The following is a 25,354-nucleotide window of genomic DNA, read 5'->3' as shown; positions in this document are numbered from 1 at the left end:
AAATAGAAAGAATATTTCTATCTTTTCTGATCTCTTCAAGAATTCCTAACTAAAAAATGAAGATAATGAATAAAATAGAAAGTAAAGAAACCGTACAAATCATAATTGGTCTTTCGGCCTTTTTAGCATTTGCACTGGCTTCAATCAACCTATTGTAAAATAGGAATTTATTCAGAACTTAATAACCCAAATTTGTTCTCACACGGCTTAAAACGTCGTTCGCTACCAGTGCCGCTTTAGCTGCGCCTAACGCTAGTATTCTGTCAACTTCTGCGGGATTATTCATGTAATAATCGAATTTTTCACGCTCAGTTTTAAAGTCAGTCAATATTTTTTGGAAAATCGCATTCTTCGTATGACCATATCCCCAACCTCCATTAATATAGTTCTGGCGCATCGTTTCAATTTCAGCCGGCTCAGAAAGCAATTCATATATTTTAAAGGCATTACAAGAATCAGGATCTTTAGGCTCATCCAAACCTAAACTATCCGTAACAATGCCGTTAATTTGTTTTTTCAATTGCTTTTCTGGCAGAAATATATTGATGATATTGTTTCTAGATTTAGACATTTTTAATCCGTCTAACCCAGGAATCAATTGTGCATCCTCTTTTAAATCAGCTTTTGGCAATACAAACGTCTCCCCCATTTGATGGTTAAAACGACCTGCAACATCTCTAGCAAACTCCAAATGTTGCAACTGATCTTTACCAACGGGTACTTTTTCAGCATCGTACAATAAAATATCTGCAGCCATTAACATCGGGTATAAAAATAAGCCCCCATTTACATCATCTAAATGATCAGCCTTATCTTTAAATGAATGCGCCAATGTCATTCTTTGGTAAGGAAAAAAACAAGATAAATACCAAGTTAATTCAGTAGTTTGAGGAACATCACTTTGTCTATAAAAAGTAGTTGTTTCAAAGTCTAAACCACATGCTAGCCAAACAGCAGCAGTCGCTAAAGTATTCGAACGCAATAACTCTGCATCTTTAATCTGTGTTAAAGTGTGCATATTGGCAATAAAAAGAAAAGAATCATTGTCCTTATCTTTCGCCAATGCTATTGCTGGTTTAATTGCTCCTAAAATATTCCCTAAATGTGGAATTCCGGTACTTTGTATACCTGTTAAAATTCTTGCCATAATTCAATTTATTCTACTTAAAAAAGGTCATTTTTTTAAATATTGATCAAATTTAATAAGAAAGGGGGAAAACATCGGCAGAAATAGAACAAAATCAACCCTAATTGTTAAAAGATTACAATTCGTTTGGGACACGTAAATTATAAAATAGAATTCACTATGTTTGTGTATAATGAGAACACTGCTTTCACCTTTAATTATAATATATCGCGTCTATTTCGCATTGGTATTTTTTAGTGTTCTAACTATCTTATATCCGATATTTTGGATCTTACTTTTAAAACGAGAGAATTTTGAAAAAGTGTTCCGATTAAAAGTTTTCACCGCAAAATTAATTCTTGCATTTGATTTCATTTTTTTGGTTCGTTTAAAAAAGTTGCCAGATTTGTCGAATGGTCCTTATGTGATCTGCCCCAATCACGCATCCTATTTAGATATTATTTTAATGTATGCTATTCTTCCTAAAACCAAATTCTTGTTCATTGGTAAATCCGAATTATTAAGATGGCCAATCATCAATATTTTCTTTAAAAAGGTAGACATAGCAGTGAACAGAGAAAAACGAAATTCGGCGATGCGCTCAATTATTCGTGCCAAAGAAGAATTAAAAAATGGTTGGTCAATAGTGATCTTCCCCGAAGGCGGCATACCAGTTGATGCACCCAAATTAGACCAATTCAAAAATGGTGCTTTTAAGATGGCATTAGAAGCACAAGTACCAATTCTTCCCATTACCATTTTAGACAATTGGAAATTATTGGGCACTGATCCAGTGCTAACAGGAATAGCATGTCCTGGAAAAAGCAGAGTAATTGTCCATGATCCAATTCCAACTATATGTTTAGATAAAAAAGATTTAGTAAATTTGCGTCAGCAAACTTTTGAGACGATCAATCAACCTTTAAAAGAAAATTTAATATCATGAAAATAACTGACGAAACAGTTGACCATATTGCGCATTTAGCACGACTTGAATTCGAAGGCGAAGCGAAAGAGCATATTAAATCGGATTTGAACAATATCATCAGCTTTGTTGATCAATTAAGCGCTGTTGATACGGATGGGGTTGAACCATTAATCTTTATGACAACATCTAACAATGTTTTAAGAGAAGATATAACAGTTGACACAATCACACAAGAAGACGCTTTAAAAAACGCTGCCAATCACGATTCGGATTATTTCAAGATTACAACAGTGTTAAAACAGTAGGTTAGATAAAAGAGCAAAGCCAGAAGATTAAAGACAAAGAATAAATATTTTTTTGTCATGCCCTGAAATAAGCATTCAAACTATTGCCTTTTTACTAATAACTATTACCTCTATTTTTCGGGCGTTACCCTAAGGGGTCAGGTCTTCTGCTCTAATCTTTTTTGTTTTCAGGCACGTCGCACTTCGTGACCTCTTCGTTAAACCGATACCTCAGCGCCCATTTTATGAGATTCCTCCCAAACAAAAAAGGATATCCGCTATAGTCCTTAACGCAAATTAACTTATCTTTATTAAAAGCCATCAGTATGCCAAAACAGATAGTGTTTATATTCCTTTTAATGAGTTTAGGTTTAACCAGCTTAGCACAAACAACTTCAAATACAACATTTAAAAAACATACTATAGAATTTTTATATCCAAACAATTTCTATTTTGATAATCGATTTCGTTTGTCTATTCCTATCACCAATATGGGTGTTAAATATCAGTATTTTAAAAGTAATAAAAATCTGGGGTTTCATTTAAGTGTAACAAGTGATAGAATGAAAGATTTCACAGGAGCCGACTATACACTTGCAGTAACTGAAAGGTTAATCCTTTATCCTTCTTTGGGCTTAGATTTTATAACTTGTAATAAAAAGAATTTTCGATTGATCACATTCATTGAATTAAATCATCGGCTTGGTCAAATTGACTGGTTCGCACATAGCAATGAATTTGAAATTCGATTGGGATCATACGAACTCCTTGATTTTGGAACATCAATAGGTGCTAGTTTTACATATAAACCACCAAATAAAGCGTTGACATTATCAATGGCAATTGCAGAAACCTTTTATTTTTACAGATACGACAAAGGAATTCCAGAATATTATTTACCTGGCTCTCCCAAACATGTCCTAAGCATTAGTTTTGGAGCTGGTTGGACTTTTGGTGATGATTAAAATAAATTCATTGTTAGTCATTACGAAAATCCATTTTCAAATTGAAATAAAAAAATAAGGCCAATCAAGTACCATTGTACGAGATTGACCCTAACCCAAAACCCATGAATCTATTCCTTACAGAAAGGAAATTCAATAGTTATGTCTGTAAATGAAAATATCGTGCCAGAAACTGACACGATATTCACTATTAAATATTTTTAACAGTTGTCTAGTGCTGGTGACCACCTTCACCATGAACGTGTCCATGAGCGATTTCGTCAGCAGTAGCCGTTCTAACATCAACAATCTCTACATCAAAATGTAAAGTCATGTCAGCCAATGGGTGATTTAAATCTAAAGTCACATCATTCTCTTTAATGTCAGATATCTCTGCAACAACAGGACCTTGTTCAGTATCCAATTGCACTCTCATTCCAACTGATAATTCTTCTTCACCTTGGAATCCGTCTTTAGAAACAACTTTCAATAAGTCGTCTTTTCTAGATCCATATGCATCTTCAGGCGCTATTACAACATTTAATTTGTCAGCAACAACTTTTCCTTCTAATTCTTTTTCCAAACCAGGAATCAATCCACCTACACCATGTAAGTATACTAAAGGCTCTCTACCTTCAGATGTATCCATTACCTCGCCTGCATCGTTTTTTAACGTATAGTTCATTGTAACTACACTTTCTTTTGCAATATTCATATCCTCGATTTTTTTTTAAGGTACAAAAGTAGGCAACATAAAACAGACACCCAATTAATTAGCCCTTTTTCTTATATTAGTATCCTGCTATCGCCTTTAATTTAGCCGTTAATTCCGCTATTTCTTTATTCTGAACAGCAACTTTAGTATCCAATTCCTTTTGTTTTGTTTCAAGCTCTGATGTTTCTTTGGCAATTTTTGTCACCTCTATACCCAATTCTTTTACCTCATTTTGCTCTTCGGCAATATCCTTTTGTAAATCAGCAATTTTCTCTTCGTATTTTTTAATTTTCTTGTCAGCCTTGCTAATACTTTGCTCCGTTTTTGCTTTGTCTTTTGCATAACCTGCAATATTCGCTTTAATCTTACCTAAATCCTTAATATCATCCGCTAAGTCATCATTTTTTTCAGCAATTGAAGCGTTGACAACATTAGAATAATAAGATTTAATAAAATCCTTCAAGATCAATTTTGCACGCGTACTTTCATTCGGATAATCTTTAGAGTTTACGTAAATATCAATGCCTAAACTCAAGAACAAACGCAATTCATTTCCTCCAGCAGTTTCATTGATATAACTATATAAATTAAACCCTTTATCACTAATAGAAGCATTTTGCAATGCCGTTCCAGTTATCTGATTCGATTTTGTTTTCAATTCTAATTTGTATGTCTCAGTCAAATAATCCTCAAAAGCTTTTAATATGTCTTTGCTTTTGCCATCAACTCCCATCGCAAAACCATTTCTTTCAATATTGTCTAAAGGCATGGCAGCTTCATTAATTGAAACACTGTTAGGAATATTAATCTCTTGGCTATTTGCAACAAAAGGCATAATAATCAAAGCGATAAATAAATATGTAAATTTTTTCATTGTTGTTTTTGTTTATTTGACGGAGAATCTCCTATTTGGTCACAAAATTAACTCAAAACCACAAAAAAACTCCAGCTATTCGATGAATGACCGGAGTTTTAGTTAAAACGATAATAACCTCAGCTAACGCCTAGTTTTTTACGATACGCAATACAGTAGATTTATCGTCAGCTGTGATTTGAATAAAGTACGTTCCAACTGGCTGATTGATTTCAAAGTTTACCAATGCTTTATTCGAATATTTATAGCTATTTAAAACTTTACCATCAACACTCATCACACGAATGATCGACTGGTTATAAGCTTTCCCTAAATCAATAGCAACTGCGCCATTCGTTGGATTCGGGTACATAGAAATTTCAGCATTAAAAAGTGCATCAGATAGACCAACAGAAGCAATTTCATAACAATCTGTTGTATCCATACAGCCATTTTCCGTTAAAACAACAGCATAACTACCATTATCTTCTGGTGCAAAGCTTTGCTCAGTTGCCCCATCAATTGGCATCATATCATTATCACAATCTACCCACTGGTATGACAATCCAACACTTTCGTAGTTGGCCATTAGTGTCGGTTCAGTTGTTATGACTTCTAAAAAGAATACCACAAACGAAACATTCATTGTAATTGTACTATCACAACCCGCTTCATTTTCAATAACAGCTGTATAAACACCATCCATGGTGATCACTTCACCACTTGGAGATATAAATTCATCCGCACAAACAATGGTATCTATTTCAGCAGTTGTTGATTCTAAAATTGTAATATCTAAAGACAAAATAACGCTATCACAACCCGCTTCTGAAAGAAAAACTTCTTCATACAATCCAGTTACCATATATGCTACTCCACTTTCAGAAGTAAAACTATCACATGCAATCACCTCTTCAGTCATAAATACGGTCTCTTCGACAGTTAAGTATATGGTCAATAAACTATCACAACCAGCAACATTAGGAATGGTATCGTGGTAGATACCAGATTCTGTATAAGTTTCATCTCCACTTGGAACCGTATAGGTCGGTTCACAAAAAACGATATTTAAAGTATCAAAAGTACTTTCAAGAATTGTTAAGTCAATCGTATAAATCACACTATCACAACCTATTTCAGAATACAATACTTCAGTAAATAATGCTGACGCTTCATATACAACACCACCTGGTGAAGTATACATATCACATTCAATAGGACTTAATGATTCTTCAACTGCAGCCGGCGCAAAAGTTAAATTAATTGTAATGATACTATCACAACCCATAACGGTTGGAATTGTGTCCATGTACTCTCCTGGCGTATCATACGTTTCATCACCACTTGGAACCTCATATACCAGTTCACATGAAATAATATCAACCGAGGCAGTAACAAATCCAACTTCCAAATCAACCCCTTCAACCCAGTTAGAGATTCCACCATCCAGATCAAAACCAATTAGTTCTCCGTCAAAACCTCCACCAGCAACATCAGCAGTCATATCAACTCCATCATTGTCAGCTCCAGCTATACCTTCGTTTAATTTATAATAGGCAACCAAATTCTCTTGCGGTTCACAAAATTCAAGATTCATATTTTCAATCAACTCCTCCACTGAAAGTGCTCTATCCCAAACACGCACCTCATCTATCGTTCCTGTAAAATATTTATTCCCATCTACTCTCGCACCGATTCTTAAATCGACTGATTCTCCTGTATCAATTGTAATATCTATTGGACCTTCAACATCCAAAACACCGTCAACATAGAGCTTATAATTGTTTTCGATTTCGTTATCAAAAACAACAGCTACATGGTGCCACACACCGTCATTCACTGGAATAGTACCAGAAAGACCTCCGCCTTGAATCTCTATACGTAGCGCATTATTGAACAATACATTAAACGTGAATCGTTGACCGGTACCTACCGTTCCCCAATCAACTATAATACCTTGAGAACCTCCATCACCAGGATGAAATAAACCGTCTGTTTTTATCCAAGCTTCAACCGTTCTATTGGCATCGCCTGAAATTCCATTATAATTTGTTTGTACATAATCTCCATCAACCTCTTCACTGAAAAAATTTAGACCATTTTGAGCAAAACTGAAAGCAGAACAAAAAACTGCAATCATTAAGAATTTAATTCTATTCATCTGATTTTCATTTAATTTTTCGCAAAGATACTATTCGAAAGTATTCAACAAAAATTAAATCAGACTTTTAATAGGTGGGAATTGAAAAGTTAAGCGACTTGAAAAAACTGTGAGGCGCTACTTTAACGCATGAATTATTGCGCTGTTTGTACCTTTTTTGAAGGCATGAGAATTATTAGCGCCATTACAATAACAATATTCTTCATTATATATTGCCCTTCCATTGTGAACCCAAATGGCGCTCTTGAAAAAGACAATTCTGGCAATAAAATTAAAGGTGTAAAAGTGAACCCCATATGAATTAGGGCTGCTATGATTACAACTCTGTGAAATTTTTGAACGATTAAACCGATGCCAATAAGACATTCTGCAATCGCTAATAAGAAGTTTGCCCATTCAGGCGCAATCAAACCAAATGTTAAAATATCGATTGTTTTACAAGCCAAAACAGTTGAAGGACAAAACTCAGGAAAGAACTTTAAAGCGCCAAACCAAAGGTAAATAATCCCAATCGATATAGATAATAATTTAAGTTTGTTCATTTTTGAAAATTTTCAGAATTTAGGGGGTAATGTAATACTGGTTATCACATTACCCCCAGCATCTAACTAGTTATGATTAAATCTATTTTCCTAAATGTTTATTATAAAATTCGAATGCTTTATGCGCGACATCTCTACCTAATTTCAAACCAGCAACGTTATCTGCTTGAATATGGTAACCACCCATCACACGTGATTGTCCAGCCATTTCAGCGGCTTCAGTAAAGGTTGGAAATCTTAAAGTAATTGTATCACCATAAAGTGCTGGATCAACTTCAGTAAGTGCTCCAGCGACCATTACAGCAGAATCACCGAATTCTTCAGATCCAGTAAATAATTTTAAAGCTTCAGCACATCCACCACTAATAGTACTGTGACCTGAAACATAACTAGGAAATGGCGGACATAAGAAAGTTGAAGGTGAATAAGGTTGCCATTCTCCACCATCCATAGTTTTAAATCCCTTACCAGCACCAGCCCAACATTTTATATCTTTACCTTTATAATATTTATGCACCAAGGCATAAGGTCTAGCATAATCATAATACATTTTAGAATCCCAACAAGCAATAAAACCATCCATTGCGGTCACCTCAACTAAAAAATACATTTTAACATCTTCATCAAGTGTATGATTATCTCTTCTTGATACAGTTTGTGCAAATTTTAGCCAGTGACCAGCTTGTTGAACTGATTTAGGTCCATCTCTCATAAATTCAACCAAGGCTTTATCAGCATCAGTCATATTTTCTTGAATTGAAACGACTTCAACTAACTCTGTCTTTAATTGTTCTGAACCCATAGCTGGTGGGGGACCTGGTCTGAATTGAGAAGAAGAATCAAGTGCAATTGTTCTGACATTTTGCCAATATGGAGTTAGACAACCTGGAGCAAACCTTCCTCCTTTACCATCATCAAAATACTTGGGTTGCCATCTTTCAAGATTTACTAAATTATCCACATCGTTAACTGGCTGATAGTTGGTATAATCAAAATACTGAATACCATCCGAACCTGGCGCAGTTGCATATTGATTTGCTCCATCATCTCTTCTTTTATCTATCAATATTTTTGCTGCTAAATTACCAATTCCTTCAGGCGTATTAGGATCCAATGATCTATTCTCAGGATCAAGCCCCAATTCGACCATGATCCCTTTAAAATATGCGCTGTCAGCATAATAATATTCATTCAATGTTCTTAAAGCGGCATAACTGATCGCAATTTCTTTATTTTTTTCTGTTTGTTCGTCAATTGGACGTCGTTCTATACCGGTAGCATAAACAGGTATTGCAGTCGCATCATATCTCGACCAAGCATCAAAAATACCAGTGAATATTAACCCCAAAAATCTTGAAGTGATTGTTGGACGCGGTTTAAATCTTTCAGTATCTCTCGCAGTACCCTCTAAAGCAGCCGCTCCCCAAATATAAGCAACATTATTTTCACCTCTTTTTTGTTCGATAGAAACATCATCTTTCTTTGCATCCTTATCATCCTGTTTAGATGCGTCATTCTGACATCCAAAAAGTATAAGTGAGGATAGAATTAGTGTGCTGATAGAATTTAATTTCATTATCATTAATATTGGTTAGTTTAGACAACTAATGTATTTGAAATATATCTTTTTTAGAAACCTTATGTACCAAATAGGGGTATAATTTGATGAACACAGTGATATAATTGATAAGAATGAACTGCCTAATAATTGACGATGATCCTTTAATTTGTGATTTAATTAAACATTTTTGCTCAAAGCAAAACTGGATTGAATCATGCATATCGGTTTCCGATGGAAATCAAGCCGTTCAGGCCGTTAATACACAGGACTTTGATTTAATATTCCTTGATTATAACCTTCCCGATTTAAATGCAAAAAGTTTACTCAGCCTCCTGCCAGACATTCCTGTTATTATGATTACCACAGAAGAGTCTTTTGGGGCTGGTTCATATGCCTTTAAGCAAGTCATAGACTTTATTGTAAAACCGGTAAATTACGACCGATTTTTACAAGCACTTATGCGATTTAAATCAAAACTACCTGAAAAAGAAAAAAATCTTCAGAACAGGCTCGTTGTCAAAGAAGGAAACTCAACTGTTATTATAAAAACGGATGAGATTAGGTATATAAAGTCTGAGTCGAATTATGTTGTTTTCTTTTTAGAGGATAAAAAAGTAATGGCATTAATGAGTCTTAAAAAACTGGTTGAAGAACTTCCGAAACAATTCATTAGGATTCATAAATCTTTCATTATTAATCTAAATTTTTTAGAGCGAATATCTACAGAAGAAGTGCTTGTTAACAGCGAACATATACCAATTGGACTAACGTATAAAGAAATCTTATTAGAGAAGATTAAGGACTGGCAATAAACTGATCGCATTCATTTTTACAAGCCTGCCTGATACTTTTTTAGTTCGCTGATATAGAACTTGAAAAAGTTTTTTAGTTGATCAATTTCTGTTTTCACTATTTGCTTTGATTCAATTTTCACCATTAATTGACGCAGCAACTCTTCGAATTCGGTTAAATCTAACCTTCTAAAAGATGTTATGATTCTATGCTGTACTTTGCCAAATTTGTCTGCATTCAAATTATTTAAAGCGTCTTCTAAAGTTAACTTATCTTGTTCCCACGATTGAATCATTATGCCGATTGCATTCCTTGTGAACGCTTGATTAAAATCGTAATCCCTTTCAATATGTTTAAAGTTTGGTTTCTGGTAAATGCTTAAAGGTTTAAAAAGTTCCACGATTTGACTTTTCTCCACAGGTTTCTTCAATACACTCACCCAGTCAAAATCACTCACAAAATCATTCCCACTAATAATAATAAGGCGTCCGTTTTCGTTTAAAACATTTAAGAAAACATCTTTGCTTTCTCGCAAATTTAACATCCCATTCTCAAAGTTTAAATCACTGATAATATAATCGTATTTAAGATTTAAATTCGAATTAATTTCGTCCGGATTATTCAAAAAAGTAACCGTCGAATTGGTAAATATATGCGCATACCAATCCCTTATTACGGGATCGTCTTCAATAATCAACAAGGATAAATTGTCACTAATTATTGCTCCACGTGAAAGATTTGACTCTTGTTTATCATCGCTTTGCGACTTCAATTGAAGAGAAAAACTAAATTCGCTTCCGATATTCGCTTCCGATGAAATTTTCAATTCGGCATGGTGCAGTTTCAATAAATCTTTCACGATTGCCAAACCTAAGCCGGCACCAGTTGTATAATTCGATGTATAATTTCTATCCTGTATCTTGTTAATTTCATCAGCGGTAATACCTTGCCCAGTATCTCTAATTAGGAAAATGACACTATTATTTTGCCCTGATTTTAATTCAAAACTTACCGTTCCGGATTGTTCAGTAAATTTTATCGCATTAGTAATTAAATTATTTAAGATTTGATAGAGTCTAGCGGGATCAAAAAGATGCTTTTTTTGCAATAAATCTTCAGAGAACTCAAGTTTAAGGTCGATTTTCTTCAACTTTGCTTGGTATTTAGAAGAATTAATCAATTCATTACAAAACACAAATAGGTCCGTCCATTTAGGCTGTAGAACAATCTCATTACTTTTAATTTTGTTAAAATCTAAGACATCAGAAACTAACGAATTGAGTTGAGCAGAACTAAACTTAAGTGCATTTAAAAATGGTTTTTGATGCTCACCAACTTGATTTTGTTCTAAAATTTGAATAGAGCCAATGATTGCTTGTAATGGATTCCGAATTTCATGACTCATATTCTCTAAGAACTCCGTTTTTTCCTGATCTGCTTTTTCCGCTTTTCTTCGAGATTGGTCAATTAGTTGATGACTTTCAAATATTTCATTACTCATTTGCTCAAATCCTCTAGCTAAAGCGCCAATCTCATCCCGCCTTTCAATCGCTAATTTACCCGGCCTCTTTTTACCTGAAAATAAAGTTAATTGTGTTGTGATTTCCTTCAATTCTGCCACCTGTTTTCGCATATATAAAAATGCAATGACCAAGAACAAAACAGCAACAGTTATACTGACCCAAATTACACTATTTCGCCAGGCATAAAACGAGGCAAATTCGATAGATTTATCAGCCTTTATTACAGCGAATAATTGATAATTCATTCGGTCATAATTGAGCTCTACAATTTCATAGACAGACGCTTTATTCATCTCAATAGAATTACTGGTCTCGAAATGATCCTCATTAATCTTAAATTCATCAAAAAAGAGTGGTTCTTTATCAAATTCGAAAGTAAATGCGGCCGAACTATCTGGATGAATCAGATAATGCCCATCTTGATTCACCATCATTAACTGATAAGTGCTGGGCAAAGAATTCCGCATCTCCGCGAATAATTTATTCAAATCAACATTAATCAGAATGATAAAATCTTTTAATTGATTCCCTTTCAATTTTTTCCCAATCCTAACGGTTGGAATATATGGAAATGATAATTTACCAAACTCTTTATTCAAGTCAATCTTAGATAAATAAATTGCATCTGCCGGCAATTGGATTAACTCCATAAAGTAATCCCTATCCCCTTTGTTTTGAAGTTTATTTGAAGGTGTTTCGAATATCCGATCGGCATTTCTTTCAACTCGAATTAATTCGTTCCCATATTCTTGAATACTCAGCAATCGAATTTGAAAATAATCCCGTTTGTTTTTCAGCACAGAAATATATTCGGCCGTTAAAAGACTTAAATTTTCGGATGTTGGATCGCCCATATATCGGGACAATAATGGACTATTGGATAGTTGATTTACATCTTGAATAATACTTTCAAAATAAGAATCAAATCTAAACTGAACCATATCAGTTGTATGGTCTAATCTATTCTTTGTTAAATCAAGTATTTCTCTTGAGCTATAAGAGATTAAAAACCATCCCGAAGCACCTAAACCGAATAAAAAAAGGATAAAATATACCAATGCATTTCTTGCTGCTAAGGATATAAAATTATTCTTCTTCATGTGTCAGAGACTACCGTTCTTGTTAGTTTTAAACGAATTATCAAGGTTAAAAATAACTATTTAAACGTTTTAATGCAGCTAAGAACATCCACGACTTTAAATTTTACTTTATTCTTTTCAAATCAAAACCACTTTTTCTTCTTAAAATAAAAGATCATTCCTGCTGCAATTATTATCATAACACCCCACATTATGTAATAGCTATATTTATAATCTAATTCCGGAACATACTTAAAATTCGTTCCATAAATACCTGCAATAAATGTCAAAGGAATAAAAACAGCTGAGAAAATAGTCAGTACTTTCATCACATCATTCAAGCGATTATTTACGTTGGTACTATATACCGTTAACTGCTCACTCAACATATCTTTATAAGTTTCTACCAAATCAAAAGCTCTATTGGTCGAATCCATTAAATCATTCATATATCGCTTAGTTGAAGGTTGAACGAATTTATTGTCACTCTTTACAAATAAGTATACTGATTCCCTAGTAGGTCGAATTATTTTACGGAAAAAATTCAATTCAACTTTGTTTCGATTAATCTCAGTCAATAAATCTTTAGTTGGCTGCAACAATATTTTATCTTCTAAATCTTCCACTTTCGAACCAAAATATTCCATTATTGAAATATAATTTTCAGTTAATCGATCAATTAAACTAAAAGCCAAATAATCTAATCCTGACTTTCTAATTCGACCTTGATCAGCATAAATTCTTTCTCGAACAGGTTTAAAGACATCTCCATTTTTTTCTTGAAATGTAATTAAAATATTTTCCGTTAAAACCATTGAGAATTGTTCAGCATCCAATAAATTATCTTCCAATTTAAGCATCTTTAAAATGAAGAATAACTCTGTTTCCCCTTCATCAATTTTAGGTTGATGACCGGTATTCAAAACATCTTCAAGCACAAGGGGGTGTATTTTAAAAAAACGACCTATTTCTTCAATGATATTAATATCATGCAATCCATTAATATTCAGCCAGACGTTTTTATATTTTTCACGAATCCAATCAATTTCAGTTATGGAATTTATCTTTTCTACAATGTACGATTCTTTATCGTAGGCGATAACCTCCATTTCAATAGCCTCTTGTTTTTGATCACCAACAAAAATTAACTGACCAGGTCTCATCCCTGCAGTGGCATCTTGTCTTTTTAGAAATCTAGTTCTTTTAATTGCGGGAATCTTTAATTTTTTGCGCATAGCGATAATATTAACCGAGATTTATCAGAATTACGAATAAAACTAGAAATAAAATCAGTTTAAATTCTAATTTGACTTTTTAAGTTGTAAGACAGATTAGACAAATTGAGGTCTACATTAAATTTATCTTTCATAAATTCATTGCCAAGCGCAAGTAAATGATCACTAAAAGTCGACTCAATTAAAAGCAGGTCAATTAAAAGCAATTGATCAAAAATTACGACCGTTGTTTCAATAATATATTTACTTTCTTCACTTCCATCCTTTTCGAGCTTAGTAGACTTACTGAAATTAGAAAAAAGAAATTTTCGAGCAGTAGGCAATCCAGAAGCCATATGCAATAATTCAATTTCTAAATGTTTACCTGAATCGGTGTCCACCTCTTGAATAGCGTGGCAATTAAGTGTTGACAGATAGGATTGATTGAATATTTTGGCCACAACATTATTAAGACTTAATTCTAGTAAGTCTATTACATCATTGGATCCTATGGTCATTTTATTCTTCAAACTAAACCTTTGCTTACTTTAATAACGTTAAACAATGTTCAGTCGTTGGTTTCAGGTACTTCTTTCACTAATTTGCCCTTATCTGCAACAACCGATTTTTGTAAAATACTATAGTCCTTTTGAATCGTTCTAATTTTCTTCATATCGCTCATCTTTGCCAATCCAAACCCTGCCACCATTGCAATTAAAACAAGGATAGTTTTCGGGATCATCACCTCAACAAAAACAAGGTTTAATGATGTCTTTTGCCAATTTATAATCGCAAATATTACTGTCGCAATAAGGATGATTAAATAGATTATAACTTTAATCTTCCCACCGGCACTCATACTGTTCCAATAATCTTTCATTTTATTTATCTTTTAATATTGTGTATTGACTGTCATAAAAATCGCTATAAGCCAGTGACTGTTTCTCATTTTCAATTACCAATATAGGCACGAAATTTAATTTTATCGCCTTCATTTAAAATACTTCTATTGTATTAATTCTTCAATCGTTTCGTAGCAACCTTTTTCGCCCCCAAATCTTTCGCGAGCAGATAAATTTTAGCCGATTCCATCAACCGATTTTTAACCGTGACAGGAACTTCGTGTTTATTCAATATATCATCGAAAACTTCTTTCAAAATACAGACCTTTAAACTGTGACGCAATATTTAAGAAACGGTCACAATCTCTTATATGAGATTAAGAATAACCAATACAGTCAATTCAACTGCCGAAGAAATTCCTTCCTTTTCTAGATTTTCTTTTAATTTGGATCTAGTTCTGGATAACTTCATTTTAACTGCACTGATACCAAGATCCATCATCTCAGCTATTTCACTCACCAACATACCTTCCCAATAATACATTACCAAAATCATCCGATCCGTTTCATTCAATGCTTCTATTTCGGCTACTAATTTGTCTTTTTTGACCTTTGAATTTTCTAGAAATTCAATATTATCTATAATAGACAATGGCTCCTCCTCATTCACCAAAACATCGAGTTGATCTTTTGTCTTCTTTTCTTTTCGAAAATAATCCATACAATAATTGTATGCCATTCTATTCAGCCAACCTTCAATTTTCTTATCATCTTTTAGTGAACCAATATGCCGAAATGCTTTTAAAAAAAGTTCTTGTGTAGCATCTTCAGCAAGATTTTGATCTTTTAAAATAAAAAGACATCGATTGTATATTTTTTTACTCAATAAATTATACAACTCTCCTAATGCGTTGATATCATCATTGCGTAATCTGGATATGAGTTCATCACTTATTAAGGTAGCCATTATAGCAAAATTAATCGATTTAGAATTAAGTTAAAAAGTAAAGGTCCAAAATTAGATTAATACACATTTTTATCCTTTAAGCTGAAAAAATCAATTGTTGTTTTATAGATGATCATCAAGTCTAGATATAACGACCAATTTTTAATATACTGCATATCAATTCTTATTCTATCCTCCATTGACTTAACCGTATTTGTTTCCCCCCTATATCCGGTAATTTGAGACAACCCAGTAATGCCAGGCTTTACCAATAAACGATGGTCATAATCAGTGATACTCCCACTAAACTTATCGTTCAACGCTTTGATATGTGGACGCGGTCCAACAATTGACATGTCTCCAATTAAAACATTGAAAAATTGCGGTAATTCGTCCAAACTTGTCTTGCGAATAAAACGTCCTACTTTCGTCACTCTTTCATCATTTCTAGTCGCCTGCTTATCTTGAAAATTCAATTTCATTGATCTAAATTTATAACAATGAAAATATTTTCCAGACCTTCCTGCTCGTGCTTGTTTATAGAATATCGATCCTTTAGAGTCGATCCTGATCAATACACCTAAAACAATAATTGCTATCGGAAGGACTGTTAACGTAATGAATAAAGCAAAGAAGAAATCAAGTATTCTTTTGAGAATTAAATTCCGGGTATCAAGTAGCGGAAACCGTTCCAATGGCACATCTGAAAATTCGAAAAAAATATTATTGTTGGAAGATTTGCCAGCCACACTATCAGTAATAACATGCACATTAACACCATACTCAACTGAAAAAGACATAAGGTGTGAAATATCTTTAGGTTGAACTTTTACAGAAGAACAGTAAACCTCATTTAGTTTTCGTTCGATAATCAATTCCAATATCTCTTTCAAATTAAAAGTATCGTAAATGCCTTCAAAGACATAGCCAAATTCCTTTTTTGATAAAAACTGATCCTTTAACTCTATCATAGTAGGCGTATTACCTATCATTATAAAACGGTTGTATCCCCGACCACGAATTCTGTATACTCTTATTAAGTATATATAGATTGAACGGCCTAAAAATATGACCAAAACTAAAGCGAGGATCTCCTTAATTTCCATCACGTCATCTAATGAAAAAATAAGAAACAATAGGATATACATGACAAGAAAAGCAATCAATTGGCGGGCTGTCGACCCAAACACCTTGTAATAACTAATATATCTACGGGATTCAACTCGTGGATAATTCACAATATTCGCAGCCAACCAAATTGACAAGATTAATAGCAATTCGCCAGACTCAAAAAACAGCGTAAAAACTAGTCCGATTAGCAGAAAATCTACCAATAAGCAGGTTAAGAAATAATGAAAATATTTTGGTGCTTTACGGCGCATGCTATCAATTCAAAAATACCTTTTATTCATTTAAAGAACAAATTAGCAATAATTTATAGAATAGATTCTATTGCAATAAATTAGAAATAACTACCTTGTTGTACAATTAGAGCTCAAATATTTCAATCTTTCACAAATTGCAAGACCAGATATACGCACATCTCGCCTATTTCGATATTTTTAATCATCCATTAAAAAAAGATGAACTGAAGAATTATAATCTATCTAAGGCAGATGAATTTGAAAATGCGCTTGCGTTCTTATTAGAAAATAAACTCTGTTTTAAACAGGCTGAATATTTTTCCATTCAAGAAAACATATCCCCAATCATCGCGCAGCGAATAGCAAAAGAAAAAGAGGCAAAACACTATTTTGACAAGCTCCCTTTTTACGCGAAATTAATTCAATCTTTTCCTTTTGTGAGTGCTTTTGGAATTTCGGGATCATTGTCAAAAAACGTGATGCACGAGAATGGGGATATTGATTATTTCATTATTACAAAACCGGGAAGACTTTGGATTTGCAGAACGATGCTAGTCGTTTTCAAAAAGATTTTCCTCCTTAACTCTAAAAAATATTTTTGCGTTAATTATTTTGTTGATGAAAAGAATCTAAAAATATTAGATGAAAACATATTTACAGCGATAGAAATCACTCATTTATTACCCGTTTATAATCCTGAACTTATACAACAATTTAAACAGGAAAATTATTGGACAAAAACATATATAGCTAACTTTCGACATCCGGTAAAAGTTAAAGAATTGCAGTATAAAAGAAAATTAAGTCATATTTTTGAATGGTTGCTTAAAGGTAAAACAGGTGATAAATTAGACCTTTATTTAATGCGTTTCACTTATAAAAAATGGACCAAAAAATTTAAACATTTTGATGCTAAAAAATTCGAATTGACTATGCGAACGAATCGAGGAATATCAAAACATCATCCTCGAGATTTTCAACAATCTGTCCTCAAAGAATTTACAAAACGAATGGAGCAAATAAATTCTGAAATTTGAAAGTTTTATTTACACATAGCTATTTCTTAAATTTCGATCCTAAACAGCTCGCATTAAGTAAACCATACCCTCCTGTGGGCACATTAAATGCTACAAGTTTTTTAAGAGAAAAGGGGTATGACGTTAGTTTTTTCGATGTTTCATTTAGTAAAAACTCGAATGAAATAATTCCAGTATTGGAAAAACAACAACCAGATTGTTTGGTAATTTATGATGACGGGTTTAATTACTTAACAAAAATGTGTCTCACAAAGATGCGCAATGCGGCATTTGAGATGGCTAAATCTGCGCATGATAAAGGAATTAAAGTAATTATTGCCAGCAGTGATTCGACCGATCATTATGAAGACTATTTGCAACACTCTGCGGATTTTATTGTGATGGGTGAGGGTGAAATCAGTTTATTAGCTTTGGTAAATTCGATTAAGCACAAAACGACTTTCGACGACATTCATGGCATAGCCTTTAAAAAGGGAAACGAAACAATTGTCAACCCAAAACGTGCTATCCTAACCGAATTAGATACTTTACCATTGCCCGCATGGGATTTATTGGATATTCATCCGTATAAAAATGCTTGGAAAAATCATGGTTATTTTTCAATCAACCTTGCCACAACGAGAGGTTGTCCATATAAGTGTAATTGGTGTGCAAAACCAATTTACGGGAATCGATACAATTCAAGATCACCGCAGCATGTCGTTAAAGAAATTAAATATTTGCAAACACTCTTTTCATTTGATCATATATGGTTTAGTGATGATATTTTTGGTCTAAAACCAGCTTGGGTACAAGAATTTAATGAAGTATTAAAAGCGGAAAACATAAAAATAAAATACAAGATTCAATCTAGAGCTGATTTATTGTTGAAGGATGATACAATTATAAGTTTGGCTGAATCTGGGTGTGACGAGGTATGGATTGGTGCTGAAAGCGGCGCTCAAAAAATATTAGATGCTATGGATAAGGGCACTTCGGTTGAGCAAATTAAAGAGTCTACGCTTATCATGAAAAAACATGGATTAAAGCCTTGCTATTTTCTTCAATTCGGATATCTATCAGAAAATTGGACAGACATAAAAGCTACTTTAAATTTACTATTTGAAATGATGCCTCATGATATAGGTGTTTCAGTATCCTATCCATTACCTGGAACAAAGTTCTATGATATTGTGAAGTCAGAAATGAGTGACAAATCGAATTGGGAAGACTCCGATGAGTTATTAATGATGTATGAAGGAACTTATGCACCTGCATTTTATAAAAAATTACATCGATTTATACATAAAAGGTTTCGACAAAAGCAAATTGAAGCGGATTTTAGGAAAGGTAAATTCAATCGTTTTGCTAGATGGTTTTATTTTAAATTTTTCTCGAATCTTGAATATTTACAATTAAGTTCAATGAAAGGAAACTCGAAAGACTAATCTATTTTTTGAATTGAATAAATCACCGTAAATTCTCCCCAGATTTTTTCTTGATACACAGGAGTTAAACTCAACCTATTCTCGCTTGCGATTTCTATAAGCTTATCTAACTCACAGTCTTCTGAAAGAATCATATATACTTCACTGTTTGCGTTAAAATAATTCGCTAATTGCTTAAAACAGCGCTTAAAATAGTCAAAATCCTCACCACAAAACCATGCATATTCCGCATCATTTACAGGTTTCTTCGGGTAATACGGAGGATTGATCATTATATAATCAAATTGATGGGGTGGAATATTATCAAATAAATCTGAATTTATTGCATCAATTTTAACCCCATTATTCACCCCATTCATCTGAGCATTTTTAGCTGCAACTGGATTTATATCAGTAGCAACAACTTTTGCTCCTTTTTTAGCAGCCAGAACACTAACTGCCCCTATTCCACATCCCAATTCTAATAAAGTCTTCCCATTTAGAGGAAGCGTCTCTAAGAATCCCAATAATATTTTTGTGCTGTGTGTAAAATGCGGGAAGAATACGGTAGGTAATATCGAGTACTTTAAATCCTTATATTTCCAGAAACGAGTTTTCTTAAAATAATATTTGACATATATTTTTAAACCCGGACTGATTAATCTGATTAGACGCCGTTGTACCCCCATATTTATTCACTATAAAAACCTTCTATTTCAGGTTGTCGATAACGCCAAATTTTATGCATCAATTTTATTTCATAAGGGAATTTGTAATAATCGAATTGATAACGCCAACTAGCGATCCCCTTCAGTACAGCGCGTTTAAAAGGTGTTATTTTATAATCTGACGACGTAGGATAGTATCCATTTAATACTGTTTCAAAATTTTTGATTCTATCAACCATCGCACCATTTAACCAAGGGGTTAAGGGATTCTTTCTCAAGTCAAAATTTTCCCAAGCTGGATTTAACCAATCTTCTAAATTTTCAGGAAATGCAAACCCTGCAGCTGTAATCTGTTCATACAAGTCTGAACCTTCCGTAGGGACCGGACTGTATAGATATATAATGATTTCAGTATCCGGATTTAGTCGCTTAATTTTTTTTATAAAAGAGATATCTTCCTTAATCTGTTTCATCACTTTTTTAGGATCATCCCCTGGCATTCCAAGTACAAAAGAATACTCAGGAATAATATTAAACCTCTTTAAGCGAACGGCAAAATTCTCAATTTGCTCAGGACTTTGTGTTCCACCTTTATCCATTTGCTTCAAGACTTCTTCACTTCCCGATTCTGCCCCAAAAAATATCATTCGACATCCTGCATCGCTCAATAATTGCAAATCTTCATCTGAATACTTGTCCAAAGTATCAATTCTACCTTCCCCCCACCATTGAATATTGTCCTTCAAAATCAATTTAGAAAATTCGACAACACGTTTTCTTGATGTAAAAAAATTATTATCATGAAATTCAATTGAATCAACGCCGTATTTATCTTTCAGCTCTTTAATATCTTGATACATATTCTCTGCTGACTTACCTTTCCATCTTGCATTATAAATTGGGACTACAGCACAAAAAGAACAAGTAAACGGACAGCCAAAACTAGAATGATAAGCCATGGTTTTTTTACCCATAAACGTCTTCGATAAATACCCATTAATTGGATAGTATTTATCAAATTCTGTATAAGGTAGTCGAGGTAAACTATTTTGATCTAATAATTCTTCCTTTCGGGTTTTTACAATTGTATCATCCTTTTTGTAAATTAAGTTTTTGATCTCATCAAGTGATTCATTATTTTCCCATGCCCTCAATAAAGATGGAAAAGCCATGTCTGCGGGACCAGCAATGACCACATCAACAAAGCCACTATCTAAAACTACTTTGTATTGGTTGGTAGCAAAATAGCCTCCCCAAATAATTTTTATCGAACCGAACAATTCTCTTACCTTTTTAGAGAAAGGGATAGCTTGTTTAAGTTGTGGGCCAGGCATTACTGTAACACCGAAATAACCAAATTCATTTGTAGATAAAAGTGCAGATATTTTCACCCAAGGATCATGCTCCATATTTCCATCAACATAAACAACTTCGTGTGATTCTTGCACAGATGCACCTACTTGAAGAATAGAATTTGGAACGCGATGTTTCCATCGTCCACTACGCGGATTAAATAGGAGAACTTTATTTTTCTTAGAATTTCTCAAAATAACCAATCATTTTAGATTTAATTATTGCACTCCTTCAAATATACAGTTTGTATTTTTAAAACCCTATATTTGAATCAATCAGATGAAATATTACTTTCAAATACTTACTGTAATTCTCTTTATAGGTTTACTCTTGAGTGGATGCCGAAAAGATGTAAATGAACCAACAGACAAAAATTCAATACTGCTTATTTGGAGCAAAGCCTATCCAGCAGAAACATACAATTCAGTAAAAACAGGACTAGAATGGGCGCTATCTTCTATTGGCGCATCAGATTTTGAGCGGAACGGAATATATAAAATAGGAAATGATAAGTTTCATATCGATCCGACCTTATTAGGTTTTCCTCAACTCAATGAAGCTAAATTAATAGCATTCCATCAAAAACTAAAATCATCAGAAGAGTACTACACAAATGATGGAATTGATTTAGGTAGATATATTTCTCTAATTATTGGTGCTACAGAGCATTATTACACATTAACCGGTGTTCCTAATCACATCAATGAAATACTAGATGCATACGAATTTAGCGACTTAGCGGGCTTTGTCAACAATTCTGGAGTGTCACGTATAAATCGAGAAATTACTTTCTCAAATCCGTCAGGCATTAAGCAAATTTTTGTTGCCAAGGAGTTGAACGATGCGAAAACATTAATAGAGTTTGAAACTATAGAAATAATGGAAAATGGTCAATTGCGATTTGGCATTTTTGATGCCAGTGGAAAAAGAATCAATGCATCAGACCCAACAAATTCATCAGCTGGAAAACCTGCCAAATGCATGTGGTGTCACGAGTCAAGAATCCAACCACTTTTAGCTGTGCAAGACAATCACGAAGGATATTTAACATATATTCAATTTAGAGACACCCTCGATTATTTTAGAAACAATCAAATTCATCAGCAATTAACCCTTCTAAAGGGAGTAGATTATGTTGATGAATTGGCACATACAAATACCGAAATAATTTACATTTCATTTATGGAACCTTCCGCCTATAGGCTGAGTCAAGAGTGGAATATATCGATTGCCGAAGTTGAAAGAAGACTGGCGAATTTAGTAACACATACCCACCCCGAATTTCCATTTTTAGGAGAATTATATGACCGGCTTGATACTGAAAATTATGCTCCTTTTAAAGGTCTTCCCGTTTCTTCAAGCATACGCGAAAAATCAGATATAGAAGTGAATCATTTCGACTGAGGAATAACCTTATACAATCTCCAATATCCTATAAGTGAGAACAAAACGAACAATCCCCAAAACCGCGGATAATGAATGATTATATTTAATGATTTATAATTGACAAGATCAGGCACATGATGATATTGCACGATAAAGGTGAGCAATAAAAGAGAAATGAAACTAATGAGATAAATTTGTTTTGAATTTGATTTTACCCAATGAACGATGAAGAAGATAGGCAATAGTAAAAACAAAAAATGGTATGACGCGCTAGCAGGCAATAAAACGAAAGCTCCAAATATAAAAATTGAAGAATTAACCGTGTCAAATTTAAATTGATCTACTTTAAAGATCAGTATTGAAAGGACAAAAACATAGAGTATTAACAATACTTTAAACAATATTCGAAGAACATTACTTTCGTATCCGACTGTATATCCTATTGCCGGATTATAAACGAATAAGTTATTCAGCATTGAGTCAATTGATTGAAATCCGATTGCAAATTTTCCTTGGCCCGATAAGTCACCTTGTAAATGGTCAGAGAAAACGGATGCAAAACTTGAAAACACATTACTATCCACATAAAAAAATAAGATAACAATTGTTAGAACAGCGACAAATGAACCGATTAATGCTTTGCGCGCCAATTGTCCTTTGCTTCGAATATAAATCAAGAATAAAATGGGAACATATTTGACCGTAGCCAATAACCCGATCAAAATTCCAGGAACAAGAAATTTTTTCTTCATCCTATTCGCTCCAACCGCCTCTATTATTAACCAAGAAAAAAATAAATAGACCTGACCAAAATTAAAATTGGATGCAATTGGTACAAAAAATAAGGAAAGAATAAGAAGTGTATCAAAGCGTTTCCATTCGAATAAACGACTTAACCGAAAAGGAATAAAACAGAGCAATAGCATGTTCGATATTAACCAAATTCGCTTTGCTGTCAATAAATCCCAAAAGGTCAATGGAACGTATAATACAGCAGTTACTGGAGTGAACGGAGCGAATTTTGCGCCATTTTCTACGCCAATTTCAATCGCTTTATTATAAAACCAATCATTATCATAAAACTGACGTATAGGTTCTCCCGTTACTAGTAATTTAGCGCTGACGTAATAATTATTAAAATCGGTGCTTAAATTATTCCACCCAGGTAAAACACCTTTCAAAATAATATATGAAAGTGAGCACAATAAAAAGAATGACCCTAGGATATATTTACTTTTTTTCATTCGGAGGATGAACTTCTTTTGAGTATTCCTTTTAAGACGTAAAACCCTTCAAAGCAGTGCATTTTAAATTCTGTAAATGTTGAAATTTTAAATAATCGGCTTAAGATATAGGTTGGTCGAAAGTAAAAACTGCGGTAAGCTTTATTCTTTAAATTTTGTAATTGATGTTTAGTAAGTGTACCATTTCCATGTTCTATTTGATCACCCGATTGATCCATTATTACAGTGTCTTCATTAATAATTCCTTGCTCCAATGCTTCCGTTCTAAATGACGTATTACTTCGAGGAACAGCTACGTTAAAAGAAGCATAATCTGCATCTATTTCTTTAGCAAATTTAATTGTGTGTTCAATTGACGCTTTTGATTGGTTGGGCACCCCAATAAGGAAGGTCCCTAAACGTTGAATTTTGAGCTCTTTTGCCAATGCAAATGTTTTTTTTATTTGCGCAACAGTATAATGCTTTTCATATTTTTCAAGCAATTCATTATCGGCCCACTCTACACCAAACATAATAAGTTTACAACCCGCATTTTTCATTAGTTGAAGTTCTTCTTTGTTTAATACATCAACCCGAGAAAAACACATCCAATTGATGCCGTATTCTGCCTCAATCATCCATTCCAATACAGTTTTTGTTACAGATTTAGATTGAAAAAAAGTTTGATCAGAAAAATAGATAAACTTATACCCATTCGTTTTTAAATACTTCAATTCGTTTATTATAGAATCGGCTGAACGTGTTGTATAAGGCAAGGTTGACATAATACAAAATGTACAAGGATAAGGACATGCATAATTTGTTAAAACCGTCGCAATCGGTTCTGCATCCGCAAAAGGCATGCGATATTTCCCTGTAAACAAGCCTTGTTTAGGAATAGACAAGGCTAAATTTTTAGATCTTTTTCCAGCTTCATTGATCAATTGGTCACCTTTTAAAAAACAGATTCCAGTTGCGTCATTTAAATTATTTTCAACCCATTTTAATGTACCATCCATGAAGAAATTAGTTACAATAACATCCAACCAACTATACTGCAATAACTTTTCTTTCAGTTGATCGAGTAAAGCATCGCCAGAACAAGCTATTTGTACGTCGGGTAAAAGGCTTTTTACATGCATATAAAAAGCTTCATCTTCAGTTAGACTAACGGAACCTAATTGCCCAATAATATGTGTTGGCTGAAAAGCAAATATTTCATCCACACTCTGTTGTACTGACTTTTTCTCTGCAATACTATCTATTACTTGTAATTCGTATTTTACTGAATCAAAATAGGATGTTTGCACTAATAAATCGACAGGTTGAGGCAAGTAATAGGCTTTCGAAACCTTTGAACAATAGTAATCCCTGATATATATTTTCACACCAGGTGGATTGAGAAAT

23 protein-coding genes are annotated in these 25,354 nt (G+C 33.5%); 7 read left to right on the top strand and 16 right to left on the bottom strand.

Annotated elements, in window-relative coordinates; genetic code table 11:
• Positions 1–178 precede the first annotated feature (178 nt).
• Positions 179–1,147, bottom strand: a complete 969-nt coding sequence (gene trpS / locus T367_RS0110770; protein ID WP_027419856.1) for a tryptophan--tRNA ligase — start codon at positions 1,145–1,147, stop codon at positions 179–181.
• 301 nt (positions 1,148–1,448) lie between these two features.
• Between trpS and T367_RS0110765 the strand changes: the two genes are divergently transcribed.
• The 3 genes from T367_RS0110765 (at position 1,449) to T367_RS0110755 (ending at position 3,303) form a co-directional block, all read left to right on the top strand.
• A complete protein-coding gene (locus T367_RS0110765; RefSeq protein WP_169736055.1) occupies positions 1,449–2,072 on the top strand; it encodes a lysophospholipid acyltransferase family protein in 624 nt (207 codons plus the stop codon).
• Complete coding sequence (gene gatC / locus T367_RS0110760; RefSeq protein WP_027419854.1) at positions 2,069–2,359, top strand: Asp-tRNA(Asn)/Glu-tRNA(Gln) amidotransferase subunit GatC; 291 nt, start codon at positions 2,069–2,071, stop codon at positions 2,357–2,359. Before T367_RS0110765 ends, gatC begins: the two co-directional genes overlap by 4 nt.
• A 305-nt stretch (positions 2,360–2,664) precedes the next feature.
• Entirely contained in the window at positions 2,665–3,303 is a 639-nt protein-coding gene (locus tag T367_RS0110755) for a hypothetical protein (RefSeq protein WP_157454199.1), read from the top strand.
• Positions 3,304–3,514: 211 nt separating this feature from the next.
• On the opposite strand, the gene T367_RS0110750 is transcribed toward T367_RS0110755, so the two are convergent.
• The 5 genes from T367_RS0110750 to T367_RS0110730 form a co-directional block, all read right to left on the bottom strand.
• Complete coding sequence (locus T367_RS0110750; protein ID WP_027419852.1) at positions 3,515–3,997, bottom strand: FKBP-type peptidyl-prolyl cis-trans isomerase; 483 nt, start codon at positions 3,995–3,997, stop codon at positions 3,515–3,517.
• A gap of 76 nt (positions 3,998–4,073) precedes the next feature.
• Entirely contained in the window at positions 4,074–4,871 is a 798-nt protein-coding gene (locus T367_RS0110745; protein WP_027419851.1) for a hypothetical protein, read from the bottom strand.
• A gap of 130 nt (positions 4,872–5,001) precedes the next feature.
• Positions 5,002–7,011, bottom strand: a complete 2,010-nt coding sequence (locus T367_RS0110740) for a LamG-like jellyroll fold domain-containing protein (protein WP_027419850.1) — start codon at positions 7,009–7,011, stop codon at positions 5,002–5,004.
• Between the two features lie 134 nt (positions 7,012–7,145).
• The gene (locus T367_RS0110735) at positions 7,146–7,553 is read right to left on the bottom strand and encodes a hypothetical protein (protein ID WP_027419849.1); all 408 of its coding nucleotides are present in this window, start codon (positions 7,551–7,553) and stop codon (positions 7,146–7,148) included.
• 82 nt (positions 7,554–7,635) lie between these two features.
• Positions 7,636–9,129: a vanadium-dependent haloperoxidase gene (locus tag T367_RS0110730; RefSeq protein ID WP_027419848.1), complete on the bottom strand. Its 1,494-nt coding sequence runs from the start codon at positions 9,127–9,129 to the stop codon at positions 7,636–7,638.
• Positions 9,130–9,245: 116 nt separating this feature from the next.
• Here T367_RS0110730 and T367_RS0110725 point away from each other — a divergent pair, with 116 nt between their 5' ends.
• Positions 9,246–9,926, top strand: coding sequence for a LytR/AlgR family response regulator transcription factor (locus tag T367_RS0110725; protein WP_027419847.1), 681 nt, complete (start codon positions 9,246–9,248; stop codon positions 9,924–9,926).
• 17 nt (positions 9,927–9,943) lie between these two features.
• Here T367_RS0110725 and T367_RS0110720 read toward each other — a convergent pair whose 3' ends face one another.
• The 6 genes from T367_RS0110720 to T367_RS0110690 all read right to left on the bottom strand — a co-directional run bounded on the left by T367_RS0110720 (position 9,944) and on the right by T367_RS0110690 (position 16,892).
• Complete coding sequence (locus T367_RS0110720) at positions 9,944–12,529, bottom strand: sensor histidine kinase (protein ID WP_027419846.1); 2,586 nt, start codon at positions 12,527–12,529, stop codon at positions 9,944–9,946.
• Between the two features lie 122 nt (positions 12,530–12,651).
• Entirely contained in the window at positions 12,652–13,743 is a 1,092-nt protein-coding gene (gene corA / locus T367_RS0110715) for a magnesium/cobalt transporter CorA (RefSeq protein ID WP_051568491.1), read from the bottom strand.
• Positions 13,744–13,802: 59 nt separating this feature from the next.
• Positions 13,803–14,240 (bottom strand): hypothetical protein, encoded by a 438-nt coding sequence (locus tag T367_RS0110710; protein ID WP_027419844.1) that lies wholly within the window; start codon positions 14,238–14,240, stop codon positions 13,803–13,805.
• Between the two features lie 50 nt (positions 14,241–14,290).
• Complete coding sequence (locus tag T367_RS0110705) at positions 14,291–14,602, bottom strand: LapA family protein (RefSeq protein ID WP_027419843.1); 312 nt, start codon at positions 14,600–14,602, stop codon at positions 14,291–14,293.
• 329 nt (positions 14,603–14,931) lie between these two features.
• Positions 14,932–15,531: an RNA polymerase sigma factor gene (locus T367_RS0110695; RefSeq protein WP_027419842.1), complete on the bottom strand. Its 600-nt coding sequence runs from the start codon at positions 15,529–15,531 to the stop codon at positions 14,932–14,934.
• Positions 15,532–15,587: 56 nt separating this feature from the next.
• The gene (locus T367_RS0110690) at positions 15,588–16,892 is read right to left on the bottom strand and encodes an exopolysaccharide biosynthesis polyprenyl glycosylphosphotransferase (protein WP_027419841.1); all 1,305 of its coding nucleotides are present in this window, start codon (positions 16,890–16,892) and stop codon (positions 15,588–15,590) included.
• Between the two features lie 137 nt (positions 16,893–17,029).
• Between T367_RS0110690 and T367_RS0110685 the strand changes: the two genes are divergently transcribed.
• Together T367_RS0110685 and T367_RS22070 are read left to right on the top strand one after the other, a co-directional pair.
• Positions 17,030–17,911 (top strand): hypothetical protein, encoded by an 882-nt coding sequence (locus tag T367_RS0110685; RefSeq protein ID WP_027419840.1) that lies wholly within the window; start codon positions 17,030–17,032, stop codon positions 17,909–17,911.
• Positions 17,908–19,338 carry a B12-binding domain-containing radical SAM protein gene (locus tag T367_RS22070; protein ID WP_051568490.1) on the top strand — a complete coding sequence of 477 codons (1,431 nt, stop codon included), beginning with the start codon at positions 17,908–17,910 and terminating at the stop codon, positions 19,336–19,338. The genes T367_RS0110685 and T367_RS22070 overlap by 4 nt, the downstream gene beginning before the upstream one ends.
• Here the strand turns inward: T367_RS22070 and T367_RS0110675 are convergent.
• Both T367_RS0110675 and T367_RS0110670 read right to left on the bottom strand, forming a co-directional pair.
• Positions 19,335–20,006: a methyltransferase gene (locus tag T367_RS0110675; protein ID WP_035843245.1), complete on the bottom strand. Its 672-nt coding sequence runs from the start codon at positions 20,004–20,006 to the stop codon at positions 19,335–19,337. The two genes, T367_RS22070 and T367_RS0110675, sit on opposite strands and share 4 nt — an antisense overlap.
• 2 nt (positions 20,007–20,008) lie before the next feature.
• Positions 20,009–21,532, bottom strand: coding sequence for a B12-binding domain-containing radical SAM protein (locus T367_RS0110670; RefSeq protein ID WP_035843259.1), 1,524 nt, complete (start codon positions 21,530–21,532; stop codon positions 20,009–20,011).
• A gap of 85 nt (positions 21,533–21,617) precedes the next feature.
• On the opposite strand from T367_RS0110670, the gene T367_RS0110665 reads away from it, so the two are divergent.
• Entirely contained in the window at positions 21,618–22,742 is a 1,125-nt protein-coding gene (locus tag T367_RS0110665; protein ID WP_027419837.1) for a hypothetical protein, read from the top strand.
• On the opposite strand, the gene T367_RS0110660 is transcribed toward T367_RS0110665, so the two are convergent.
• Both T367_RS0110660 and T367_RS0110655 read right to left on the bottom strand, forming a co-directional pair.
• Entirely contained in the window at positions 22,730–23,968 is a 1,239-nt protein-coding gene (locus T367_RS0110660; RefSeq protein WP_084274391.1) for a glycosyltransferase family 87 protein, read from the bottom strand. The two genes, T367_RS0110665 and T367_RS0110660, sit on opposite strands and share 13 nt — an antisense overlap.
• Positions 23,965–25,335, bottom strand: a complete 1,371-nt coding sequence (locus T367_RS0110655) for a B12-binding domain-containing radical SAM protein (RefSeq protein ID WP_211252702.1) — start codon at positions 25,333–25,335, stop codon at positions 23,965–23,967. Before T367_RS0110655 ends, T367_RS0110660 begins: the two co-directional genes overlap by 4 nt.
• Positions 25,336–25,354 lie beyond the last annotated feature (19 nt).

It is taken from the genome of Crocinitomix catalasitica ATCC 23190 (assembly GCF_000621625.1).
Taxonomy (GTDB): Bacteria; Bacteroidota; Bacteroidia; order Flavobacteriales_D; family Crocinitomicaceae; genus Crocinitomix; species Crocinitomix catalasitica.
The sequence above is the reverse complement of the archived record's forward strand: the minus strand, read 5'-3'. Positions and strand labels throughout refer to the sequence as shown.

Excerpts from the sequence above, each read along its gene's own strand:
- gatC (WP_027419854.1), top strand. The coding sequence starts at position 2,069 with ATGAAAATAACTGACGAAACAGTTGACCATATTGCGCATTTAGCACGA.
- corA (WP_051568491.1), bottom strand. The coding sequence starts at position 13,743 with ATGCGCAAAAAATTAAAGATTCCCGCAATTAAAAGAACTAGATTTCTA.
- T367_RS0110740 (WP_027419850.1), bottom strand. The coding sequence starts at position 7,011 with ATGAATAGAATTAAATTCTTAATGATTGCAGTTTTTTGTTCTGCTTTC.
- T367_RS0110705 (WP_027419843.1), bottom strand. The coding sequence starts at position 14,602 with ATGAAAGATTATTGGAACAGTATGAGTGCCGGTGGGAAGATTAAAGTT.
- T367_RS0110665 (WP_027419837.1), top strand. The coding sequence starts at position 21,618 with ATGAAATATTACTTTCAAATACTTACTGTAATTCTCTTTATAGGTTTA.
- T367_RS0110730 (WP_027419848.1), bottom strand. The coding sequence starts at position 9,129 with ATGAAATTAAATTCTATCAGCACACTAATTCTATCCTCACTTATACTT.
- T367_RS0110735 (WP_027419849.1), bottom strand. The coding sequence starts at position 7,553 with ATGAACAAACTTAAATTATTATCTATATCGATTGGGATTATTTACCTT.
- T367_RS0110720 (WP_027419846.1), bottom strand. The coding sequence starts at position 12,529 with ATGAAGAAGAATAATTTTATATCCTTAGCAGCAAGAAATGCATTGGTA.
- trpS (WP_027419856.1), bottom strand. The coding sequence starts at position 1,147 with ATGGCAAGAATTTTAACAGGTATACAAAGTACCGGAATTCCACATTTA.
- T367_RS0110675 (WP_035843245.1), bottom strand. The coding sequence starts at position 20,006 with ATGGGGGTACAACGGCGTCTAATCAGATTAATCAGTCCGGGTTTAAAA.
- T367_RS0110725 (WP_027419847.1), top strand. The coding sequence starts at position 9,246 with ATGAACTGCCTAATAATTGACGATGATCCTTTAATTTGTGATTTAATT.
- T367_RS0110750 (WP_027419852.1), bottom strand. The coding sequence starts at position 3,997 with ATGAATATTGCAAAAGAAAGTGTAGTTACAATGAACTATACGTTAAAA.
- T367_RS0110710 (WP_027419844.1), bottom strand. The coding sequence starts at position 14,240 with ATGACCATAGGATCCAATGATGTAATAGACTTACTAGAATTAAGTCTT.
- T367_RS0110660 (WP_084274391.1), bottom strand. The coding sequence starts at position 23,968 with ATGAAAAAAAGTAAATATATCCTAGGGTCATTCTTTTTATTGTGCTCA.
- T367_RS0110690 (WP_027419841.1), bottom strand. The coding sequence starts at position 16,892 with ATGCGCCGTAAAGCACCAAAATATTTTCATTATTTCTTAACCTGCTTA.
- T367_RS0110695 (WP_027419842.1), bottom strand. The coding sequence starts at position 15,531 with ATGGCTACCTTAATAAGTGATGAACTCATATCCAGATTACGCAATGAT.
- T367_RS0110745 (WP_027419851.1), bottom strand. The coding sequence starts at position 4,871 with ATGAAAAAATTTACATATTTATTTATCGCTTTGATTATTATGCCTTTT.
- T367_RS0110755 (WP_157454199.1), top strand. The coding sequence starts at position 2,665 with ATGCCAAAACAGATAGTGTTTATATTCCTTTTAATGAGTTTAGGTTTA.